This is a genomic window from Enhydrobacter sp., assembly GCA_025808875.1.
Lineage (GTDB): Bacteria > Pseudomonadota > Alphaproteobacteria > Reyranellales > Reyranellaceae > Reyranella.
The window spans coordinates 3243851-3264662 of record CP075528.1 but is presented as its reverse complement, the minus strand read 5'-3'; the positions used below and the strand labels follow the sequence as shown (position 1 = coordinate 3264662).

17 protein-coding genes are annotated in these 20812 nt (G+C 66.7%); 12 read left to right on the top strand and 5 right to left on the bottom strand.

Annotation, left to right across the window (positions count from 1 at the left end):
- From KIT25_16155 to KIT25_16110, 10 genes are all read left to right on the top strand, one after another.
- Positions 1-666, top strand: a complete 666-nt coding sequence (locus KIT25_16155; protein ID UYN93581.1) for a GntR family transcriptional regulator — start codon at positions 1-3, stop codon at positions 664-666.
- Positions 663-3587, top strand: a complete 2925-nt coding sequence (locus tag KIT25_16150; protein UYN93580.1) for an FAD-binding protein — start codon at positions 663-665, stop codon at positions 3585-3587. The genes KIT25_16155 and KIT25_16150 overlap by 4 nt, the downstream gene beginning before the upstream one ends.
- 15 nt (positions 3588-3602) lie before the next feature.
- On the top strand, positions 3603-4535 hold the full coding sequence (gene nudC / locus KIT25_16145; protein ID UYN93579.1) for an NAD(+) diphosphatase: 933 nt from the start codon (positions 3603-3605) through the stop codon (positions 4533-4535).
- A gap of 3 nt (positions 4536-4538) precedes the next feature.
- Positions 4539-5669 carry an NADH:flavin oxidoreductase/NADH oxidase gene (locus KIT25_16140; GenBank protein UYN93578.1) on the top strand — a complete coding sequence of 377 codons (1131 nt, stop codon included), beginning with the start codon at positions 4539-4541 and terminating at the stop codon, positions 5667-5669.
- A gap of 8 nt (positions 5670-5677) precedes the next feature.
- Complete coding sequence (locus KIT25_16135; GenBank protein UYN93577.1) at positions 5678-6022, top strand: biotin/lipoyl-binding protein; 345 nt, start codon at positions 5678-5680, stop codon at positions 6020-6022.
- Positions 6019-6936, top strand: a complete 918-nt coding sequence (locus KIT25_16130) for a DMT family transporter (protein ID UYN93576.1) — start codon at positions 6019-6021, stop codon at positions 6934-6936. Before KIT25_16135 ends, KIT25_16130 begins: the two co-directional genes overlap by 4 nt.
- Before the next feature lie 334 nt (positions 6937-7270).
- The gene (locus KIT25_16125) at positions 7271-8212 is read left to right on the top strand and encodes an ABC transporter substrate-binding protein (protein ID UYN93575.1); all 942 of its coding nucleotides are present in this window, start codon (positions 7271-7273) and stop codon (positions 8210-8212) included.
- 1 nt (position 8213) lies between these two features.
- Positions 8214-9149 carry an ABC transporter permease gene (locus tag KIT25_16120; protein ID UYN93574.1) on the top strand — a complete coding sequence of 312 codons (936 nt, stop codon included), beginning with the start codon at positions 8214-8216 and terminating at the stop codon, positions 9147-9149.
- Positions 9139-9966: an ABC transporter ATP-binding protein gene (locus KIT25_16115; protein UYN93573.1), complete on the top strand. Its 828-nt coding sequence runs from the start codon at positions 9139-9141 to the stop codon at positions 9964-9966. Before KIT25_16120 ends, KIT25_16115 begins: the two co-directional genes overlap by 11 nt.
- Positions 9967-9985: 19 nt before the next feature.
- Positions 9986-11527, top strand: a complete 1542-nt coding sequence (locus tag KIT25_16110) for an amidohydrolase family protein (protein UYN93572.1) — start codon at positions 9986-9988, stop codon at positions 11525-11527.
- Positions 11528-11535: 8 nt separating this feature from the next.
- Here the strand turns inward: KIT25_16110 and KIT25_16105 are convergent, their stop codons facing one another.
- On the bottom strand, positions 11536-12834 hold the full coding sequence (locus KIT25_16105; protein ID UYN93571.1) for a methyltransferase domain-containing protein: 1299 nt from the start codon (positions 12832-12834) through the stop codon (positions 11536-11538).
- Positions 12835-12913: 79 nt separating this feature from the next.
- On the opposite strand from KIT25_16105, the gene KIT25_16100 reads away from it, so the two are divergent.
- Together KIT25_16100 and KIT25_16095 are read left to right on the top strand one after the other, a co-directional pair.
- Positions 12914-14632 (top strand): ABC transporter ATP-binding protein/permease, encoded by a 1719-nt coding sequence (locus KIT25_16100; protein ID UYN93570.1) that lies wholly within the window; start codon positions 12914-12916, stop codon positions 14630-14632.
- A gap of 40 nt (positions 14633-14672) precedes the next feature.
- Positions 14673-15098, top strand: a complete 426-nt coding sequence (locus KIT25_16095; protein ID UYN93569.1) for a cupin domain-containing protein — start codon at positions 14673-14675, stop codon at positions 15096-15098.
- A gap of 5 nt (positions 15099-15103) precedes the next feature.
- On the opposite strand, the gene KIT25_16090 is transcribed toward KIT25_16095, so the two are convergent.
- From KIT25_16090 to KIT25_16075, 4 genes are read right to left on the bottom strand one after another with little or no spacing between them, the layout of a single operon-like run.
- Positions 15104-16015 carry a hypothetical protein gene (locus KIT25_16090; GenBank protein ID UYN93568.1) on the bottom strand — a complete coding sequence of 304 codons (912 nt, stop codon included), beginning with the start codon at positions 16013-16015 and terminating at the stop codon, positions 15104-15106.
- A gap of 19 nt (positions 16016-16034) precedes the next feature.
- A complete protein-coding gene (locus KIT25_16085) occupies positions 16035-17090 on the bottom strand; it encodes a 2-oxoacid:ferredoxin oxidoreductase subunit beta (protein UYN93567.1) in 1056 nt (351 codons plus the stop codon).
- A complete protein-coding gene (locus tag KIT25_16080) occupies positions 17087-18931 on the bottom strand; it encodes a 2-oxoacid:acceptor oxidoreductase subunit alpha (protein UYN93566.1) in 1845 nt (614 codons plus the stop codon). The genes KIT25_16085 and KIT25_16080 overlap by 4 nt, the downstream gene beginning before the upstream one ends.
- Positions 18916-20727, bottom strand: coding sequence for an FAD-dependent oxidoreductase (locus KIT25_16075; protein UYN93565.1), 1812 nt, complete (start codon positions 20725-20727; stop codon positions 18916-18918). The genes KIT25_16080 and KIT25_16075 overlap by 16 nt, the downstream gene beginning before the upstream one ends.
- Positions 20728-20812: the final 85 nt, after the last annotated feature.

Genomic DNA, 20812 nt, shown 5'->3' with positions numbered 1-20812 from the left:
ATGGACGGCTCGACCCTCGCCATTTCGCGGACCACCTTGCCGGAAGCCGCCGCCGAACGGTTGCGCACGCTGATCATCGAAGGCGTGTTGGCCCCGGGGGCGCGGCTCAACGAGCGTGAGCTCAGCGAACGGCTCGGCGTCTCGCGCACGCCGCTGCGCGAGGCTTTCCGCATGCTGGCGGCCGAAGGCCTGCTGGCGCAGCTGCCCAATCGAGGCGTCCAGGTCGTGGCGCTGTCGCGCGAGGACGTGCGGCATGCGTTCGAGGTCATGGCGTCGCTCGAGGGGCTGGCCGGCGAGCTGGCGGCGGGCCGCGTCACCGACCGCGATATCGTCGACCTGCGTACCCTGCAGGCGGACATGGAAGTCGCTCACGAGCGGCGCGACCTGCCGACATACTACGGCATCAACCGGGCCATCCATGACCGCATCAACGCCATCGCCGGCAATCCGGTGCTGACGCAGAGCTATCGCACGCTCAATGCGCGGCTGCATGCGCTGCGCTTTCGGTCGAATCTCAATTGCCGCAAGTGGGACAAGGCGGTCGCGGAACACCGTTCCATGGTCGCCGCCCTTGCCGCCCGCGATAGCGACAGGCTACGTGACCTGCTGGTGAAGCACCTGCGGGCCAAGCTGGCGGCCGTGATGGAGACGATGGGGCAGCCGTGAGCGCGCTCGAACAAGACCTGCGCCGGACCATCAAGGGCGACGTCCTGTTCGACAGAGCGTCGCGCGGGCGCTATTCGACCGACGCTTCGATCTACCAGGTCGAGCCAGTCGGCATCGTCGTGCCGCGCGACGAGACGGACCTCGCGCTGGCGCTCGACGTGGCGCGCGATGCCGGGGCGGCGATCCTGCCGCGCGGCGCTGGCACCTCGCAGTGCGGCCAGACGGTGGGCGAGGCGCTGGTCGTCGATTTCTCGAAGTACATGCGCGCGGTCGTCGGCTTCGACAAGGATCGCGCCGAGGTCACGGTGCAGCCCGGCGTCGTGCTCGACCAGCTCAACGCCTGGCTGCGGCCGCACGGCCTGTGGTATCCGGTCGACGTCTCGACGTCGGCGCAGTGCACGCTGGGCGGCATGGCCGGCAACAATTCCTGCGGCAGCCGCTCGATCCGCTACGGCAACATGGTGCACAACGTCGCTGCCATCGACGCCGTCCTGGCCGACGGCACGCGCGCGCGCTTCGATTCGCGGCGGCCGGAGGACATGGCGCCCACCGTTCGCGCCATCGCCGACAAGGCGGCGGCGCTTGCCTTCGCCGAGCGCGAGGAGATCGCGCGCATGTACCCCAAAGTGCTGCGCCGCGTCGGCGGCTACAACCTCGACATATTCTTCCCCCAGTCGGAGCGGCCCTACACGACCGACAATTCGCTGAACCTAGCGCACCTGCTGGTGGGCAGCGAGGGCACGCTCGCCGTCACCGAGCGGCTGACCCTGAAGCTCGCACTGCTGCCGAAGCACAAAGCGCTGGGCGTGGTGAACTTCCCCACCTTCTACAAGGCGATGGAGTCGGCCCAGCACATCGTCAAGCTGAAGCCCACCGCCGTCGAGCTGGTCGATCGCACCATGATCGAGCTGGCGCGCGCAAACCCGGCCTTCCGGCCGGTGATCGAACGGGCCTTGATTGGTGCCCCCGAAGCGATCCTGCTGGTCGAGTTCGCCGGCGAGGAGCACGACGACCAGCTGCGCGATCTCGCGCGGCTGGTCGAATTGATGGCCGATCTCGGCCTGCCCGGCAGCGTGGTCGAGATGCCTGAGCCGCGGCCGCAGGCCGAGCTGTGGGAGGTACGCAAGGCGGGCCTCAACATCATGATGTCGATGAGAGGCGACGGCAAACCGGTGTCCTTCATTGAGGACTGCGCCGTGCCGCTGGAGCATCTGGCGGACTACACGGCACGTCTCACGCAGGTCTTCGAGAAGCACGGCACGCGCGGCACCTGGTACGCGCACGCCAGCGTCGGCACCCTGCACGTGCGGCCGATCCTCGACATGCGCCGCGACGGCGCCGACAGGATGCGGGCGATCGCCGAGGAAGCCTCGGCCCTGGTGCGCGAGTACAAGGGCGCCTACTCGGGCGAGCACGGCGACGGGCTGGTGCGCTCGGAGTGGGTGAGCTGGCAGTTCGGCCCGCGTCTCACCAGGGCCTTCGAGGCGATCAAGGACGCGTTCGATCCCGAGGGCCGGCTCAATCCCGGCAAGATCGTGCGACCCAGCCGCATGGATGACCGCACGCTGTTCCGCTTCAAGCCCGGCTATCGCGCCGTCGATTACAAGCCCGCGCTCGACTGGTCGGCGTGGGACGTGCAGAACGATCCCCGAACCGAACACCTCTCCGAGCCCGGCAGCGGCGGCGACCCGACCGGCGGTTTCGCCAAGGCCGCCGAGATGTGCAACAACAACGGTCACTGCCGGAAGTTCGACGCGGGCACGATGTGCCCCTCCTTCCGCGTCACCCGGGACGAGATCCACCTGACGCGCGGCCGCGCCAACACGTTGCGCCTCGCGCTGTCAGGCCAGCTCGGTCCAGATGCGCTGCTGTCCAACGACGTCGCGAGGGCTCTCGATCTTTGCGTGAGCTGCAAGGGATGCAAGCGCGATTGCCCGACCGGTGTCGACATGGCGCGCATGAAGATCGAGGTCAAGTCGGCACGGCGCATGAGCAAGGGGCTCAGCTGGCGCGACAGGATGATCGGCAGCCTGCCCGAGATCGCGCCTTGGGCACGCCGCATGCCGTGGCTGTTCAACCTCGCGTGGGTCGTCCAGTCCTATCTCGGCTTTGCCAGGCAGCGCAAGTTGCCGAACTGGCGCCGCGACACCTTCCTCGCGACGACCGATGTCGATGCCGGGGACGCCACCGTCGCGATCTTCGCCGACACCTTCTCCAACAATTTCGAGCCGGAGATCCTGCACGCCGCGCGGCGCGTGCTGGAGGCGGCCGGCCATCGCGTCGCCGTGGCCTGGCCAACCATCGGTGCGCCGGCGCTGTGCTGCGGGCGCACTTTCCTCGCGACCGGTCAGGTCGACCGCGCGCGCGGCGAGGCGATGCGGGTGCTGGAGGCGCTCTACCCCTTCATCCTGCGCGACGTACCGGTGGTCGGGCTGGAGCCCTCCTGCCTGTTCACCATGCGCGACGAATTCCTGGCGCTCGGCCTCGGCGAGCCGGCGCGGCGCACCGCCGAAGGCGTGATGCTGTTCGAGGAATTCCTGGTGCGCGAAAAGAGAGCGGAGCGGCTCGCGCTCGACCTCGTGCCTCTGCCGCAGAAGAAGGCGTTGCTGCACGGCCATTGCCATCAGAAGGCGTTTGGCGCGATGGGCGCGGTGCAGGAGGCGCTGTCGCTGGTGCCCGGCCTCGAGGTCGCGCCGATCGAGTCGAGCTGCTGCGGCATGGCCGGCAGCTTCGGCTACGAGGCCGAGCACTACGAGGCGTCGATGGCGATGGCCGAGTTGTCGTTGCTGCCGGCCGTTCGCAAGGCGCCGCCGGACGCGATTATCGTCGCCGACGGCACGTCCTGTCGTCATCAGATCGCCGATGGCGCGGACCGTCAGGCGGTACACGTCGCACAAGTACTGGAACGCGCGCTCGCTTAGGGTCAGATTGCCGCCATGTCACAGAGACCGGGAAACCCCTATTCCAGCGCCGAGATCGACCGGGCGAGCCACGAGCGCGAGAACGAAGAACGCATGATCGAGTTGGCGTCGTCCGGCGCCGCGCGTTTCGTGCCGATCGACACCGAGCGAAACCTGGTCAAGAAGGGCGGCACGCCCGAGCCGGTGTTCCTGCAGGGGATGATGGCGCGGGCCGTCGTGTCGTCGGCCGATCATCAGATCTTCCTGGGCTACGTCGACGGCACGCCCTATTTCGCCGTCGACGTCACCGGCAAGGACACGCCGCTCGCCGAGCTCGGCGAGTTCGTCGATCTGCGCCAGGTGGGCGCGCTCTTGTTCGCACGCGAGGGCTCGATCCTCGCCTATGCGCGCGGCATGACCTACTGGCACAAGCGGCACCGCTACTGCGGCGTGTGTGGGGCTACCACGAAAGTAACGCGCGGCGGCCACGTTCGCATCTGCACCAACGAGAACTGCAAGACCGAGCATTTCCCGCGCACCGACCCCGCGGTGATCATGCTGGTGCACCATGGCGACAAGTGCCTGCTCGGCCGCAGCAAGCATTTCCCGCGCGGCATGCATTCGACGCTCGCCGGCTTCGTCGAGCCGGGCGAGAGCTTCGAGGACGCCGTCGCGCGCGAGGTCTACGAGGAGGTGCGCGTGCGCCTGAAGAATGTGACCTATCGCTCCTCGCAGCCTTGGCCGTTCCCGGCATCGGTCATGATCGGCTTTCACGCCGAGGCCGAATCGCTCGACTTCGACGTCAACAAGGACGAACTCGAATCGGCCCGCTGGATGAGCCGCGAGGAGCTTCGGCCGGAAAACCTGCCCAAAGACGGCTCGTTCTTCATGCCGCGCCGCGATTCGATTGCTCGCCGCCTCATCGAGGAGTGGCTCGGCCACGAGGCCGGACCCTCGATCACTGGATAGACCATGACCGCGAAGCTCTTCACGCCAGTCGACCTGGGCGGCGTCACGCTGCCCAACCGGATCGTCGTCTCGCCGATGTGCCAGTATTCGGCGGTGGATGGCAGCGCGCAGCCCTGGCATCAGGTCCACTACGGCTCGCTCGCCATGTCGGGTGCGGGTCTGCTCTGCTTCGAGGCGACGCATGTCGAGCGCGACGGCCGCATCACGCAAGGCTGCCTCGGCCTCTACAGCGACGACAACGAGGCGGCGCTGAAGCCCGTCGTCGAATGGGCGCGCGGCTGGACTCCGCACGTCAAGCTGGGCATCCAGCTCGGCCATGCCGGACGCAAGGCGTCGGCGCAGCGACCGTGGAAGGGCGGGGGCCCGCTTACCCAGGCGGATGCGCCGGATCTCCCGTGGACGACGATGTCGGCTTCGGCGATCCCCTACGACGCGAAGTGGCACACACCGCTCGCGCTCGATGGAACGGGTCTGAAGCGCATCAAGCAGGCCTTCGTCGATGCGACGTCGCGCAGCCTGCGTCTCGGCTTCGACCTCGTCGAGCTGCACGGCGCACACGGCTACCTGCTCAGCCAGTTCCTGTCGCCAATCAGCAACCGGCGCAGCGACGAGTATGGCGGCACGGTCGAGAAGCGCCGGCGCTTCCCTCTCGAGGTGTTCGAGGCCTGCCGTAAGGTGTGGCCGCGCGACAAGGCGTTGGGTGTGCGACTGTCCTGCGTCGAATGGGTCGAAGGTGGCGTGACCATAGACGACACGATCGAGACGGCGCGGCAACTCAAGGCCCTCGGCTGCGACTTCATCGACTGCAGCTCCGGCGGAAACGCCGCGGCCCAGAAGATCCCGGTGGGGCCCGGCTACCACGTGCCCTTCGCGGCGCGCGTGCGCAAGGAGGCCGACATCAAGACCTGGGCGGTCGGCATCATCACCGAGCCCGAGCAGGCCGAGGCGATCGTCGCCAACGGCGAGGCCGACTGCACCGCCCATGCGCGCGCCTTCATGCTCGATCCGCGCTGGGCATGGCACGCCGCGCGCGCGCTCGGCGTCGAGCCGCCGCCGTTGCCGTTGCCCGAGGCGCGGGCCTCGACCATCCTTCCCTTCAAGCCGCAGGCAACACTGCCGAAGGCGGCCGAATAGGGGGAATCATGAACAGCCGCGTGCGCCGCGCCGCCATCGTCGGCGGCACCATCGCCGGCTTGTTCCTGCTCTATGAAGTGACCGACTTCGTCGCCTATACCGACGGCGCCTATGTGCGCTCCGACCTCGTCGCGGTCGCGCCGGAAGTGACGGGTACGGTCGCCAAGGTCCACGTCGTCGACAATCAGAGGGTCAAGGTCGGCGATTTGCTGGTGACGATCGATCCCGAGCCCCATCGGCTTGCGGTCGCGCAGCGCGCCGCGCTGAGTGCGCAGGAATCGGCATTGCTGAGGAATGCCCAGGAAGAGCTCGACGGCGCGACGGCGCCCCGGGACACGGGCAAGGAACGATGAGTAGCGTACCGCCGCCCGGCACCGGCTCGACCGACCGAATCCTGCGCGCCATCGTCGCCATCCTCCTGGCCATGTCGTGCTTCTCGATCTTGAACGCCTTGTCCAAGACCTTGTCGGCGACGTTCCCGGTGATCGAAGTCATCTGGGCGCGTTACGTCTTCGCCTTCGTCTTCATGCTGGCCATTTTCCTGCCGACGGCGGGCCGCGAACTGTTCCGCATCCGCCGCCTCGACACGCAGCTCGTGCGTGGCCTGCTGCTGTTCGTTTCGTCGTACCTCTACTTCCATGGCATCGCCGTGCTGCCGCTGGCGGACGCGGCGTCGATTTCGCTGACCAGCCCGATCATCGTGACGGCGCTGTCGACACGGCTGCTTGGCGAGCATGTCGGGCCGCGCCGTTGGGCGGCCGTGGTCGTCGGCTTCATCGGCGCCCTGATCGTCGTGCGGCCGGGCGCCGACGCCTTCGATTGGCATGCGCTTCTGATCGTCGGCAGCACGATCTGCAGCGCGCTCTATCAGCTTTTCTCGCGCCGTTATGGCCAGAGCGAACGGCCCGACGCATCGGCGACGCTCGCCACCATCGTCGGCACCGTGGCGGCCAGTCCGTTGCTGCCCTTCGAATGGATTGCGCCGTCGTGGGACTGGCAGCTCGCAATGTTCGTCGGCATGGGAATCATGGCCGGTGCCGGCCACTACTTCTTGACCATCGCCTACAGCCAGGCGCCGGCGGCGGTGATCTCGCCCTTCAACTATGCCCAGCTCCTCGGCGCGGCGATCCTCGGCTACCTCATGTTCAACGAGCTTCCCGACTTCTGGACCTGGGTCGGCGCAGCCGTGATCGTCGCGTCGGGCCTCTACATCGGCTATCGCGAGCGCGTGCGATATCGCGAGGCGCTGAAGAAACAGGCCGGCTGACCAAGATTTGAGCGGGCGCGGCGCAGCAACTGCGCTGACGACCACCGATTCTCGCATACATCTCGCATGGCACATCCCTTGCAGCGATCCAGAACAGCGCAGGCCGCTTAGGCGGTTCTCTTCGGTTGGCGTGCCGACGTGAGGTCGTGCGTACCGAACAAACATCGCCAGGAACCCGTCCCAATCCGCTGATCCAGGAGGTCACGTCATGTGTGATCGCATTGGCTGTACACATTTTCCGAAGCTGTCGAAGATGGATTTCTCCGCCGCCTCCCGCCTTGGCGCCTCGCGCCGCAGGTTTCTGCAAGGCGCGGCCGCGGCTACGACCATTGCGATGGGCGTGGGGCCAGCCTTCGGCGCCGCGGGCATCAAATCGACACACGGCTCGGGCTTCTGCAACCTCAACATCTTTCTCGCCCATTCGCGGCAGTATGCGAAAGCTGCCGGCACCGAGCTGATCTTCATCAACACGCCGACCTCGGCCGAGATGGTGACGTTCCTGGGCATGGGCCAAGTGGATATCGGCCTGATGCCGTATACCTCGTTCATGGCACTCTACGACAAGGGTGCCCCGGTCAAGATCGTCGCTGGCGGCGGCGTCGAGGGTTGCGCCATCGTCGCTCGACCGGGCCTCGATTCGCCGCAGAAACTGAAGGGCAAGACCCTCGGCACCTTCCAGATGGATACGCTGGAGGTCATGCCGTACGACTACCTCAAGAAGAACGGCATCTCGTTCAAGGATGTTCGGGTGCGCTACATGGGCAACACGCCCGAGGCCGTCGAGGCCTTCAAGGCCGGCGCCATCGACTGGATTTGCACCATCGAACCCTATGCGTCCGCGCTGGTGAACGACGTCAAGGGCGCGGTCATGCTGACCGACGGCGTCGATCTCTACGGCAAGGGCTACACCGACTGCGTCCTCGCCGCCCGTGCGAGCCTGATCAAGGACAATCCGGCCGGACTGAAGGCGATCATCAAGAGCATGATGCAGGCCCAGCTCGACGCCGAGACACAGACCGACGCGGTGCTCAAGGAGTTGGTCGGCAAGTACTACAAGACCTCGATGGAGAACGCGAAAATCGCGCAGGGCAAGCAGCCGGCGGTGGTCGATGCGCGCAGTCAGACCGACTTCATCCTGCAGCGAACCGACAGCGTCGTGGAGATGGGCTACATCAAGAAGAAGCCCGGCCGCGATGCCATCGACTGGGCCATGCTCGAGGCGGTGATCAAGGAGAACCCCGAGCTCTACGGCAAGCTCAAGTACAAGTCCGCCTGAGATGGCGGTCGTCGAACGCGACCGCAAAGCGGGCACCGCCGCCGGGGTCTCATCCCGCCCGGCGGCGGTAACGCGCCTCTTCGCCTCGATGGCCGGCGCCGACTGGTTGGCGAAGGTCTGGTGGACTTGCCTGTCGGTCGGCCTTTTCGCGGGCATCTGGGAGGTGTGCTGGGCGATGGGCTGGGCCGATCCGAAGCTGCTACCGCCACCGCACATCTTCCTGAGCAACTTCGCCGAACAGGGCAGGTATTTCAACACCGCCACGCGCTGGCAGGTCGGAAATTCGATGGGCGAGGGGCCGTCGGCCTTCGAATCGGTGATGATCACGGTTGCCGCCACGACTATGCGCGTCTTCGTCGGCCTGGTCGTCGCTTCCGTGCTGGCGATCGCGGTGGGGGTGCTGATCCGCTACTACCAGTTCTTCGACAAGCTCGTACTGCCGACCGTCACCCTTCTCTCACCGGTATCGCCCATCGCCTGGCTGCCGGTGGCGATCTTCCTGTTCGGCATCGGCAACGCGCCGGCAATCTTCATGGTGGTGGTGGCACTGTTCTTCCACATGGTGCTGGCGACCATCGCCCAGATCGACGGCGTCAACGCCAACCTGATCAACGTGGCGCGCACCATGGGCGCCTCCAAGCCGCAGATCTACGGCAGGGTCATCGTGCCGGCGATCCTGCCTGGCATGCTGCAGGTGTTGCGCCTCAACCTGTTCGGCGCCTGGATGGTGGTTCTGGTGGCCGAGTCGACCGGCGTGGGCTACGGCATGGGCCAGGTCATCATGCTGGCGCGCAACACCTTCAATCCGTCTCTGGTGTTCTTCACCATCGCCGTCATTGGCGTGCTGGGCTTCTGCTTCGACTGGCTGCTGCGTCTGGCCCAGCGGCGCATCCTGTACTGGCTGCCCGACACCAGGGAGAAGTTGCGTGGCCTTTGACGCCGCCCCGACCTATTCGTCCAAGGATGCCGTCGTTTGCCGTGGCGTCGGCAAGACCTGGGCGGCTGGAACCAGGCGTGCCCACGAGGCGCTGACCGGGGTCGACCTCGACGTGAAACCCGGCGAGTTCGTGGTGTTCCTCGGCCCGTCGGGCTGCGGCAAGAGCACGTTGCTCTATCTCATCGCCGGCCTCGAGGATGCCACGACCGGCAACGTCTGGTCGTTCGGCGAACCCGTCGGCGCACCGTCGCCCGAGCGCAGCCTGATCTTCCAGGAAACCTCGCTCTTCCCCTGGCTGACGGTGTGGGAGAACGTGAGCTTCGGCCTGTCCATCCGCGGTGCCTCACGGCAGGAACGCCGCGCGGTCGCCGCCGAGGCCTTGCAGCGGGTTGGCCTGACGGCGGCCATGGAGAAGCGGCCTGACGAGCTGTCGGGCGGCATGCGCCAGCGCGTCGCCGTCGCCCGCGCGCTGGCGATGCGGCCCAAGGTTCTGCTGATGGATGAGCCCTTCGCCGCGCTCGACGTGCAGACGCGCGCGCGCATGCAGGACTTCCTGCTCGACGTCTGGAAGCAGAGCGGCGCCTCGGTGCTGTTCGTCACCCATCACATCGACGAGGCGGTGGCGTTGGCTGACCGCGTGGTCGTGTTCACCGCCCGACCCGGGCGCATCAAGACGATCGTGCCCATCGCCTTGCCGCGGCCGCGCAACCTGTTCTCGCGCGAGGCCGAGGCACTGCGCATCCAGCTCACCGACCTGCTGCGCGACGAGGTCGACCGCGCCTTTGCCGAGCAGGAAGCCCTGTCCGCCGTCGCCTGACTCGAAGGAGAAGCCCGCAATGGCCACCAGCCTGATCCGCAGCCGCGCCACCATCGCCGGCGTAAAGGACCGATTCACCTGGAACGAGATCAAAAACGGCGCCGTCCTGCAGGAGGACGGCGTCATCGTGGCCGTCGGGACCTACGACGACCTGAGCGCCAAGCATCCGACGGTTCCGGTCATTGGGACGGGCAAGGAAGTACTGTTGCCCGGCTTCGTCAACGGCCACCACCATGTCGGCCTGACACCGGTCCAGCTCGGTTCCCCCGACATGCCGCTCGAACTGTGGTTCATCACGCGCATGGTGATCCGCAATCTCGATCTCTACCTCGACACGCTCTACTCGGCGTTCGAGATGATCGGCTCGGGCATCACGACCGTCCAGCATATCCACGGCTGGATGCCGGGCACCTTGGCCGAGGTCGAAAAGCGGGCGGGCGACGTCATCCGCGCCTACGAGGATGTCGGCATGCGCGTCAGCTACTGCTACGCAGTGCGTGACCAGAACCGGCTCGTCTATCAGGCCGACGAGGAGTTCGTGAGGGGTCTGCCTGCGGAGCTCCGGGGGCCGATGCAGCGCTGGTTCGACCGCTTCAAGATGGGCCTCGACGACGCGATGGACATGTTCAAGTCGTTCCATGCCCAGCATCACAACAAACGGCGCGTGAAGATCCAGCTCGCCCCGGCGAACCTGCACTGGTGCTCCGACAAGGCGCTGACCACCTTGTCGGAGGCATCGGCGAAGTACGATGCGCCGATGCACATGCACCTGGTCGAGACCGCCTACCAGAAGGAATATGCCTGGAGGCGCGGCAACTGCACGGCGCTGGAGTACATCGACCGCTTCGGCATGGTGAACCATCGCCTGACCCTCGGGCATGGCGTGTGGCTCTCGGAGAAGGACATCGACCGGCTGGCCGATGCCAAGGGCTGCGTTTGCCACAACTGCTCCTCGAACTTCCGACTGCGCTCGGGCGTGGCGGCGTTGAATGTCTTCGAGAAGAAGGGCGTCAACACCGCGATCGGACTCGACGAGGCCGGCATCAACGACGACCGCGACATGCTGCAGGAGCTGAAGCTCGTGCTGCGCGCCCATCGCGTGCCCGGCATGGCCGAGGCCGACGTGCCCACCATGGCCCAGGTGCTGCGTATGGCCACCGTCGGGGGCGCGCACACGACACCCTATGGCGAGAGCCTCGGCACGCTCGAGGTCGGCAAGGCCGCAGACATGGTGCTGCTCGACTGGGACAGCATCGCCTATCCCTACCTCGACGAAATGACGCCGACGCTCGACGCCGTCGTGCAGCGCGCCAAGCAGCAGTCGGTGACCATGACGATGTGCGACGGCGAGGTCATCTACCAGAACGGCAGGTTCACCAAGATCGACCGCACCGCGGCGCTGAAGGCGCTGCACGACGACCTCAGCAAGGCGCTGGCCGACGACGAAGTCGAGCGGCGCAAGCTGTCGGTTGCGCTGCTGCCACATGTGCGCAAGTTCTACGAGAACTACATCGACACCTCGAAGCACCAGCCTTTCTACCGGCCGAGCTCGATGGTGTGAGGTGCGAGTCAGGCGTGAGCGTGGCGCAGGCGGGCGATGAAGAACCCGTCGAGGCCGCCGCGTTCGGCCCACATCGAGGGTAGAGTCCGCACGTCGCCTGCGGGCGTGATCGCATCGGCGAGGCCCGGCAACTCCACGGGCTGCACGGGCGTGCGCACGAGGCGGGGGTGGCGCGCCAGCAGTGCCTGCAGCCGCGCCGGCCCTTCATCCTCCTGCAGCGAGCACACGGCATAGATCAGCGTACCGCCGGGCTTCAGCAGGTCGATGGCGCGCAGCAGCAATCGGTCCTGCGTCAGCGTCAGCCGGCCGACGTCCTCCTCGTCCTTCAGCCAGGCAATGTCGGGATGGCGGCGCAAGGTGCCGGTGCCGGTGCAGGGTGCGTCGAGCAGCACCGCGTCGAACTTCCCCGGGGGGGACCACTTGCCGGCATCGGCCGTCACCAGCCGGGCTTCGAGTCCGGCGCGCGCCAGGTTTTCGCCGAGCCGCGCCATGCGGCGGGCCGAGATATCGACGGCGGTCACTTCGGCGCCTGCCGCGCAGAGTTGCATCGTCTTGCCCCCGGGCGCGGCACAGAGATCGGCGACGGTCTTGCCGGCTATGTCGCCCAACAGACGGGCGGGCAAAGCGGCCGCGGCGTCCTGCACCCACCAGGCGCCCTCGGCATAACCCGGCAACTCGGCGATCGGCCCGCCCGAAGCACGGCGGATCGTGCCCGTCGGCAGCAGTTCGCCGTCGAGGCGGCCGGCCCAGAACGCCGCGTTCGATCGCGGCGTCAAGTCGAGCGGCGCCTCGACCAGGTGCGCGGCGGCGATGGCGCGCGTCGTTGCCTCTCCGTAGGTCTCGATCCAGCCCCGCCACAGCCACGCCGGCGTGTTGAGCCGCGCCGGATCGCGGTCGCCCAGCAGCGCCACGCCCTCGCGGCCGACCCGGCGCAGGACGGCATTGGCCAGGCCCTTGAGATGCGGCAGCCCGACCTGTTCGACCAGCCGCACCGAGGTGTCGACGGCGGCGTGCGCGGGCGTGCCGAGGAAGAGGAGCTGCGCGGCGCCGAGCCGCAGCACCTCGAGGCCCGTTTCATTGGCGCCTTCCAGGGGACGCTCGATCATCGCACCGAGTACCTCGTCGATCTCGCCCAGCCGCTGCAGGATGGTCGCGAGCAACAGGCGCACGAAGGCACGGTCGCGGGGATCGAGCTCGACGAAGCCGGCGTGGCGGCCCAGGGCATCGTCGAGGGGTTGGCCCTTGGCGAGACAGGCGACCAGCACGTCGAGGGCGACGCGCCGGGCCGCTAGGGGTGAAACATCCATCGGCCGGCGGCTATAGACCCCGCGGCCGCTCTTGTCATGGGTCGATATCGGCTAGGGTGCGCGCCGAAAGGACATTCGCATGAAGAGAGTCGGTTCGTTCATCGGTGATTGGTGGCGGCTGGTCAGCCCCTATTTCCGCTCGGAGGAGTGGCCGGTCGCCGCCACCCTGCTGATCGGCGCCGTCGCGCTGACCTTCGGCGCGGTCGGACTGGAGGTGCTCTTCAACAACTGGAACCGGCGCTTCTACGACGCCCTGCAGAACAAGCAAGAAGAGGTCTTCTGGCGCGAGATCATCACCTTTTCCTGGCTGGCCTGCCTGTTCATCGTCGTCGGCATCTCGCGCGCGATCGTCAGTCCCTACCTGCGCCTGCGCTGGCGGCGCTGGCTGACGCGCCGCTATCTCGCGCACTGGCTCGACGGGCGGGGCTACTACCGCATCGAGCTGCAACGCTCGGTCGACAACGCCGACCAGCGCATCGCCGAGGATCTGCGGCTGCTCGGCGAGTACACGATGGTGCTTTTCCTCGGCCTGCTGAGCGCGGTGGCGACGCTCGTTTCATTCATCGTCATCCTGTGGAACCTCTCCGGTCCGCTGTCGCTGGCGCCGATCGGCATCGACATCGTGATACCGGGCTACATGGCCTGGGCGTGCCTGCTGTACGCCGTCGTCGGCACGTTCCTCGCCAACCTGGTCGGGCGGCGGCTGATCCCGCTCAATTTCCAGAGGCAGCGCTTCGAGGCCAACTTCCGGTTTTCGCTCGTTCGCGTGCGCGAGAATGCCGAGGGGATCGCGCTCTATCGTGGCGAGGAGCGCGAGGCGGAAATGCTGAATGCACGCTTCGCCGACATCTTCACCAACGGCTGGCGCGTGCTGTTTACCCAGGCGCAGCTTGCCTTCTACCAGGTGAGCTACGCCCAGCTCGCCATCATCTTCCCGTTCCTGGTGACGGCGCCGCGCTATTTCGCGGGTGCCATCACGCTCGGCGTGATGATGCAAACGGCATCGGCGTTCGGCCAGGTCCAGAACGCGCTGTCGTTCTTCGTCGACAACTACACCTCGCTCGCCGAGCTGCGTGCCGTCATGGATCGCCTGCTCGGCCTGCAGCGGGCGGCCGACAACAAGCCGGCGACGGCGATCGAGGTCGCGCCCGAGACGGACCGCACCGATGTCGGCACCGACGGGCTGACGCTTGCCCTGCCCAACGGCCAGAAGCTTCTGGAGGCGGCGACGATCGCGCTGCCGTGCGGCCGCTCGACGCTCGTCACGGGTGCCAGCGGCTCGGGCAAGAGCACGCTGTTCCGCGCCCTCTCCGGCATCTGGCCATTCGGCCAGGGGCAGGTGAGGGTGCCGGCGGGGGCGCGCGTCCTCTTCCTGCCGCAAAAGCCCTACATCCCGATCGGCACGCTGCGCGACGCGGTGAAGTATCCCGACGAGGAATCGACCGCGAGCGACCAGGAGATCGTCGAGGCGTTGCGCGCCGCCCGGCTGGGTCAGCTGGTCGAGCGGCTGGACGAGGAGGCGCACTGGAGCAATGTGCTGTCGGGCGGCGAACAGCAGCGTCTGGCGATTGCCCGCGCCCTGGTCTTCAAGCCCGACTGGCTCTTCATGGACGAGGCGACGGCGTCGCTCGACGAGGCCAACGAGGCGGCGGTCTATGGCGAGCTGAAGAAGCGCCTGCCGGGGACGACGTTGGTCTCGATCGGCCATCGTCCGTCGCTTCGTCAGTGGCACGACCGTCAGCTCGAGCTCCAGCGCGCACCGGGCGAAACGGGACGGCTGGTCGAGGTCGCGGCGTGATGCTCTACTGCCGCGTCGACACGCACCGAGGACCCCGCCGATGAGCGCGACCGCCAGCCACCATGCCCCCGAGTTCAGGCATCCCGACGAGATGGAGTGGGAGATGGGGCGCTTCAGGAACGTCACCAAGTTCCTGTTCCATCCGACGCCAGAGCGGCCCAACACACCCAATGTCGGCTTCCTGCGCTACGAGCCCGGCGCCGGTTTCCCCCTGCACAAGCATGACTTCGCGCAGGTCTGGTACATCATCGACGGCGAATTCCGGATGGGCGAGCGGCGCTACGGGCCGGGGACCCTCGTCTACATGGAGGACCCGCACTTCGAGAACGAGATGCGGACCGAAACAGGTGGCACGGTTCTGTTCGTGCAGTATCCGGGGCCGACGACCGGGGCCCGCCCGATCTACGACGGCCGCATGAACCTGAAGGTCGCACCGCCGCCCGGGGAACTCGATCTCGAGCGCTGACCGGGTCACGCATCGTGGCCGGTCACGCGCTCGATCCGAAGACCGGGCACGCGGCGGATCGCCGCCGCGGCGTCGGCGATCGTGCGCGAGCCATGAACGTCGCGTACCGTCCATGAGCCCGCTTCGATGCCGGCGAAGCCCGAGCCTCGCGCGGGTTTGATGTCGAGCACCTGAACCGTCGCACTGCGCCGGGTGCCGAGCCGGATGGTGTCGCGACCGTGCGACAGGTACCAGCCTCCCCCGGGGTCGCTCCACAGCGCAAAGGCGCGCGTGCCCAGCCGCTTGGCGGCGTCGGCCGGCGTTTCGAACAGCTCCGGCGTGTTGAGCACGCGCGCCTGCCGACTGGGTGTCGGGTAGTCGGGATCGAAGATCGGATAGCGGACGGTGAAGATCGACGGCGTCGCCGTTGCGGAGGCCTGCGCGATCGCCTCGTTCTCGATCGACCAAGGCGCGAGGAATGGCGCGGCGGCGGCATCCAGATCGCTCCACGAGAGGTAGAGCTTGCCGATGCCGTCGCCGAACTCGGACGGGCGCGGCGCGCCGTAGAGCGACACCGAAACGTCGTGTCCGGGGCGCTTCCACACGGCATGGAGCGCGACGACGTTGGAGGCGTGCGGCCCCGGCCCGACCTCCTCGCGCGAGATCTTGTCGGGCTGGCCCAGGCCGATCACCAATCGCGCGAAGGCTTCCTTGGGGGCGAGCACGTCGGCGATCTCGTAGGCGGCGACGGTCACCGGCCGGTTCGGCCGTGGCGCGGTGAGCTCGACGTAGGTCGTTCGAAATCCGAAGGCCTCGCCACACGCCAGCTCGCGGCTGGCATAGCCGTCGCCGGCATGATCGGGTACGAGAGCGTCGAACCGCGTGCCCCAGGGATGGAGTGTCCCGCCGAAGCGGAAGCCCTGCGCGCCGTCGTCCATGGCGCCGCGCGTCGGCCGCCTAGCGCAGGCCGGCGTTGATCCGGTCGAGCGTCGCCGAGCCGGGGCAGAGATCCGCCGTCTTCAACCGGTTGAGCGGGACGTCGACCGTGTTCAGGTTCGAGTGCAGATCCTTGGGCGCGGCATCGAGATAGAGCAGGCCGGTCACGACCTCGCCGGCCGCCAGACCCTCCTGCACGCGCTGCATGGCGGCGATCTTGTCGGACGGATCGTACTCCTCGCCGAGCTTGCGCAGGCGCAGCAGCGAACCGTCGTGCTGCTGCACCGTCGTCACCGTGCCCGGCTCGTAGGAGGCCGTGATTTCCTCGCGGCCCTCGATGAAGTCGATGCGGTTCAGCGCCTCGTTGTGCTCTCGCACGTAGTCGTAGCTCTTGGTCGAGCCGGCATGGTTGTTGAAGGCGACGCAGGGGCTGATGACGTCGAGGAAAGCGGCGCCCTTGTGCGCCATCGCCGCCTTGATGAGCGGCACGAGCTGGTGCTTGTCGCCCGAGAACGACCGGCCGACGAAGGTCGCGCCCATCAGGATGGCGAGAGACACCATGTCGATCGACTCGTCGGAGTTGGCGACGCCCTTCTTGCTGATCGAGCCCTTGTCGGCGGTGGCCGAGAACTGACCCTTGGTGAGGCCGTAGACGCCGTTGTTCATGACGATGTAGGTCATGTTCACGCCGCGGCGCATGACGTGGGCGAACTGGCCGAGCCCGATCGACGCCGAGTCGCCGTCGCCCGACACGCCCATGTAGATCAGGTCCTTGTTGGCGAGATTGGCGCCGGTCATCACCGACGGCATGCGGCCGTGCACGGTGTTGAAGCCGTGGCTGGCGCCGACGAAGTAGGTCGGTGCCTTCGATGAGCAGCCGATGCCCGACAGCTTGGCCACCTGGTGCGGCAGGATATCGAGCTCGTAGCAGGCCTGGATGATGGCGGCGCTGATCGAATCGTGGCCGCAGCCGGCGCACAGGGTCGACACGGCGCCTTCGTAGTCGCGGCGAGTGTAGCCGGCCTTGTTCTTGACCAGAGACGGATGGTGGAGCTTGGGCTTGGCGATGTAGGTCATGACGCGGCCTTCTCGAACGGAACGACCTTGAGCTGGGCGAGTTTCTTGGCGATATCGGCGGCGATGAAGCGCGCGGTGATAGGCGTGCCGTCGTAGTGCAGCACGGGGATCAGCTTGCGGGCGTCGAGCGTGAACTCGCTCAGGATCATGGTGCGCAGCTGGGCATCGCGATTCTGCTCGACGATGAACACCTTGTCGTGCTCGTGGATGAAATCCTCGACCGACTGGGCGAAGGGAAAGGCACGCACCCGCAGGGCGTTGACGTGGTTGCCGCCTTCCTCGAGGTGGTCGAGTGCCTCCGCCATCGCCGGGCTGGTCGAGCCGAAGTAGATCACGCCGTGGCGCGTCGCCTTGGGCGACGAATAGCGCACGGGCTGCGGCGCGATCCTGGCGGCGGTCATGAATTTCTTCTGCAGCCGCTCCATGTTGCGCACATAGACGGCGCCTTCCTCCGAGTAGCGCGCGTATTCGTCCTTGGTCGTGCCGCGGGTGAAATACGAGCCCTTTGTCGGATGGGTGCCGGGGTAGGTGCGATAGGGAATGCCGTCGCCGTCGACATCGAGGTAGCGGCCGAAGTTCTTGCCGGCCTGCAACTCCTCGGCGGTCATCACCTTGCCGCGATCGAGGTCTCGCTTGTCGTCCCATTCGAACGGATGGCAAAGCCGGTGGTTCATGCCGATGTCGAGGTCGGTCATCACGAACACCGGGGTTTGCAGCCGGTCGGCGAGGTCGAGCGCCTCGGCGGTGAAGTCGAAGCACTCCTTGGGATCCTCGGGGAACAGCAGGACGTGCTTGGTGTCGCCGTTGGAGGCGTAGGCGCAACTCAGCAGATCCGACTGTTGCGTTCGGGTCGGCATGCCCGTCGAGGGACCGCCGCGCTGCACGTTGACGATGACGGCCGGCACCTCGGCGAAGGACGCCAGCCCGATGAACTCGGTCATCAGCGATATGCCGGGGCCCGACGTGCTCGTGAACGCGCGCGCGCCGTTCCAGGCCGCGCCGATCACCATGCCGATCGATGCGAGCTCGTCCTCGGCCTGGACGATGGCGTACTTGGCCTTGCCCGTCGCCTTGTCGTGGCGCAGGCGCTTGCAGTGCGCCATGAAGGCCTCGGCGAGCGAGGAAGAGGGTGTGATCGGATACCAGGCGCACACCGTGGCGCCGCCGTAGACGGCGCCGAGCGCCGCGGCGTTGTTGCCCTCGACGAAGATGCGCTTGCCGACATTGTCGGCGCGGCGGACCTTCAGCTTCACCGCGCCGACGTCGAGGTGTTGCGTCGCCCAATCGCGGCCGAGGTTCAGCGCCTTGACATTGGAGTCGAGCAGTTTCTCCTTGCCCTTGAACTGCTCGCCGAACAGCCGCTTGATCTCCTCGGGGTCGATGTCGAGCAGAACCGACAGTGCGCCGACATAGATGATGTTCTTGAACAGCTGACGCTGTCGTGCATCGCTGTAGGTGGCGTTGGTGACCGCCGTCAGCGGCACGCCGATCACATTGATGTCTTCGCGGAACATAGAGGACGGCATCGGCTTGGTTGAATCGTAGAACAGGTAGCCGCCGGGCTCGATCTCCCTGACGTCCTCGCCCCAGGTCTGCGGATTCATCGCGACCATCATGTCGACGCCGCCGCGCCGGCCGAGATAGCCCTTCTCGGTGACCCGCACCTCGTACCAGGTCGGCAGGCCCTGAATGTTGGAGGGGAAGATGTTGCGCGGGCTGACGGGAACGCCCATGCGCAGGATGGAGCGCGCGAACAGCTCGTTGGCGCTCGCCGAGCCGGAACCGTTGACGTTGGCGAACTTGACGACGAAGTCGTTAACGGCGGCTATTGCTTGCGGCATGCGTGCTCCGCGTGAGTCATTTCCATGTAGTACTTGCGCATGTCCCACGCGCCCGTCGGGCAGCGCTCTGCGCACAGCCCGCAGTGAAGGCAGACGTCCTCGTCCTTGATCATGACGCGGCCGGTCTTGAGGTCGTTGCCGATGTAGAGGTCCTGCGTCGGATTGATCGCCGGCGCGCTGAGCCGTGCGCGCAGTTCCTTCTCCTCACCGTTCTCAGTGAAGGTGATGCAGTCCATCGGGCAGATGTCGACGCAGGCATCGCATTCGATGCAGAGATTGCCCGTGAACACCGTCTGGACGTCGCAGTTCAGGCAGCGCTGTGCTTCCTTGTAGGCGAGCTGTGGATCGAAGCCGAGCTCGACCTCCGCCATGATGTCCTTCAGCGCCTCCTGCTTGGCGCGATGCGGGACCTTGAAGCGATGGTCGATGGTGGGCGCGTTGTCGTAGCTCCACTCGTGGATGCCCATCTTCTGGCTGACGATGTTGACGCCCGGCGCCGGCCGCTCCTCCGGGTTCTCGCCGGTCAGCATCTTGTGAATCGAGATCGCCGCGTCGTGCCCATGCGCCGCCGCCCAGATGATGTTCTTGGGGCCGAACGCCGCATCGCCGCCGAAGAACACCTTCTTGTTGGTGCTTTGCAGCGTCTTCTCGTCGAGCTGCGGAAGACCCCACCTGTCGAACTCGATGCCGGCGTCCTTCTCGATCCACGGGAAGGCGTTCTCCTGGCCGATCGCCACCAGGACGTCGTCGCACTCGTGGAACTCGTCGGGCTCGCCCGACGGCACCAGGGAGCGGCGGCCCTTGTCGTCGTACTTGGCGACAACTTTCTCGAACAGCACGCCTTTGATCCTGCCGTTGTCGTGCTTCACTTCCTTCGGCACGAGCATGTTGAGGATCGGGATGTCCTCGCCCATCGCGTCTTCCTTCTCCCAGGGAGACGCCTTCATCTCGTCGAAGCCCGACCGCACGATGACTTTGACGTCCTCGCCGCCGAGGCGGCGGGCCGTGCGGCAGCAATCCATCGCCGTGTTGCCGCCGCCCAGCACGATCACCTTCCTGCCGACCTTGGTGGTATGGCCGAACGACACGGAGGAGAGCCAGTCGATGCCGATATGGATGTTGGCGGCCGCTTCCGCGCGACCCGGCACGTCGAGCTCGCGCCCACGCGGCGCGCCGCAGCCGACGAACACGGCGTCGTGGTTTTCGGCCAATACCTGCTTGAGCGAGTCGATCTTCTGCTGGCGGAACTCGATGTTGCCGATGCCGGTGATGTAGCCGACTTCCTCGTCGATCACCGACTCGGGCAGGCGGAAATGCGGGATCTGCGTGCGGATGAAGCCGCCGAGCTTGGGATCTTGGTCGTAGATGACGATCTCGTAGCCGAGCACCGCAAGGTCGCGCGCGACGGTGAGCGAGGCGGGGCCACCGCCGATGCAGGCCACCCGCTTGCCGTTCTTCTTCGGCGCCTTGGGCATGCGAGCCTGGATGTCGTCGTCCTTGTAGTCGGCGGCGACGCGCTTGAGGCGGCAGATGGCAACGGGCTCCTTCTTGCCCTTGACCAGCGTCTCGTCCTCGACGCGGGAGCGTCGGCAGGCCGGCTCGCACGGGCGATCGCAGGTGCGGCCGAGGATCCCCGGGAAGACGTTGGACTTCCAGTTGATCATGTAGGCGTCGGAGTAGCGTCCGTGTGCGATCAACCGGATGTATTCGGGCACCGGGGTGTGGGCGGGGCACGCCCACTGGCAATCGACGACTTTGTGGAAGTAATCCGGATTGACGATGTCGGTCGGCTTCAAAACAAACTCCGAGGGCTGCCTCCGCAGCGGCCGATCTGGTGTAAACGACGGTTCAGACTACCGCAAATGGCGTGGGAATTGGGGA

Excerpts from the sequence above, each read along its gene's own strand:
- KIT25_16125 (UYN93575.1), top strand. The coding sequence starts at position 7,271 with ATGGGCGTGGGGCCAGCCTTCGGCGCCGCGGGCATCAAATCGACACAC.
- KIT25_16085 (UYN93567.1), bottom strand. The coding sequence starts at position 17,090 with ATGACCTACATCGCCAAGCCCAAGCTCCACCATCCGTCTCTGGTCAAG.
- KIT25_16110 (UYN93572.1), top strand. The coding sequence starts at position 9,986 with ATGGCCACCAGCCTGATCCGCAGCCGCGCCACCATCGCCGGCGTAAAG.
- nudC (UYN93579.1), top strand. The coding sequence starts at position 3,603 with ATGTCACAGAGACCGGGAAACCCCTATTCCAGCGCCGAGATCGACCGG.
- KIT25_16100 (UYN93570.1), top strand. The coding sequence starts at position 12,914 with ATGAAGAGAGTCGGTTCGTTCATCGGTGATTGGTGGCGGCTGGTCAGC.
- KIT25_16090 (UYN93568.1), bottom strand. The coding sequence starts at position 16,015 with ATGGACGACGGCGCGCAGGGCTTCCGCTTCGGCGGGACACTCCATCCC.
- KIT25_16095 (UYN93569.1), top strand. The coding sequence starts at position 14,673 with ATGAGCGCGACCGCCAGCCACCATGCCCCCGAGTTCAGGCATCCCGAC.
- KIT25_16080 (UYN93566.1), bottom strand. The coding sequence starts at position 18,931 with ATGCCGCAAGCAATAGCCGCCGTTAACGACTTCGTCGTCAAGTTCGCC.
- KIT25_16155 (UYN93581.1), top strand. The coding sequence starts at position 1 with ATGGACGGCTCGACCCTCGCCATTTCGCGGACCACCTTGCCGGAAGCC.
- KIT25_16105 (UYN93571.1), bottom strand. The coding sequence starts at position 12,834 with ATGGATGTTTCACCCCTAGCGGCCCGGCGCGTCGCCCTCGACGTGCTG.
- KIT25_16135 (UYN93577.1), top strand. The coding sequence starts at position 5,678 with ATGAACAGCCGCGTGCGCCGCGCCGCCATCGTCGGCGGCACCATCGCC.
- KIT25_16130 (UYN93576.1), top strand. The coding sequence starts at position 6,019 with ATGAGTAGCGTACCGCCGCCCGGCACCGGCTCGACCGACCGAATCCTG.
- KIT25_16140 (UYN93578.1), top strand. The coding sequence starts at position 4,539 with ATGACCGCGAAGCTCTTCACGCCAGTCGACCTGGGCGGCGTCACGCTG.
- KIT25_16120 (UYN93574.1), top strand. The coding sequence starts at position 8,214 with ATGGCGGTCGTCGAACGCGACCGCAAAGCGGGCACCGCCGCCGGGGTC.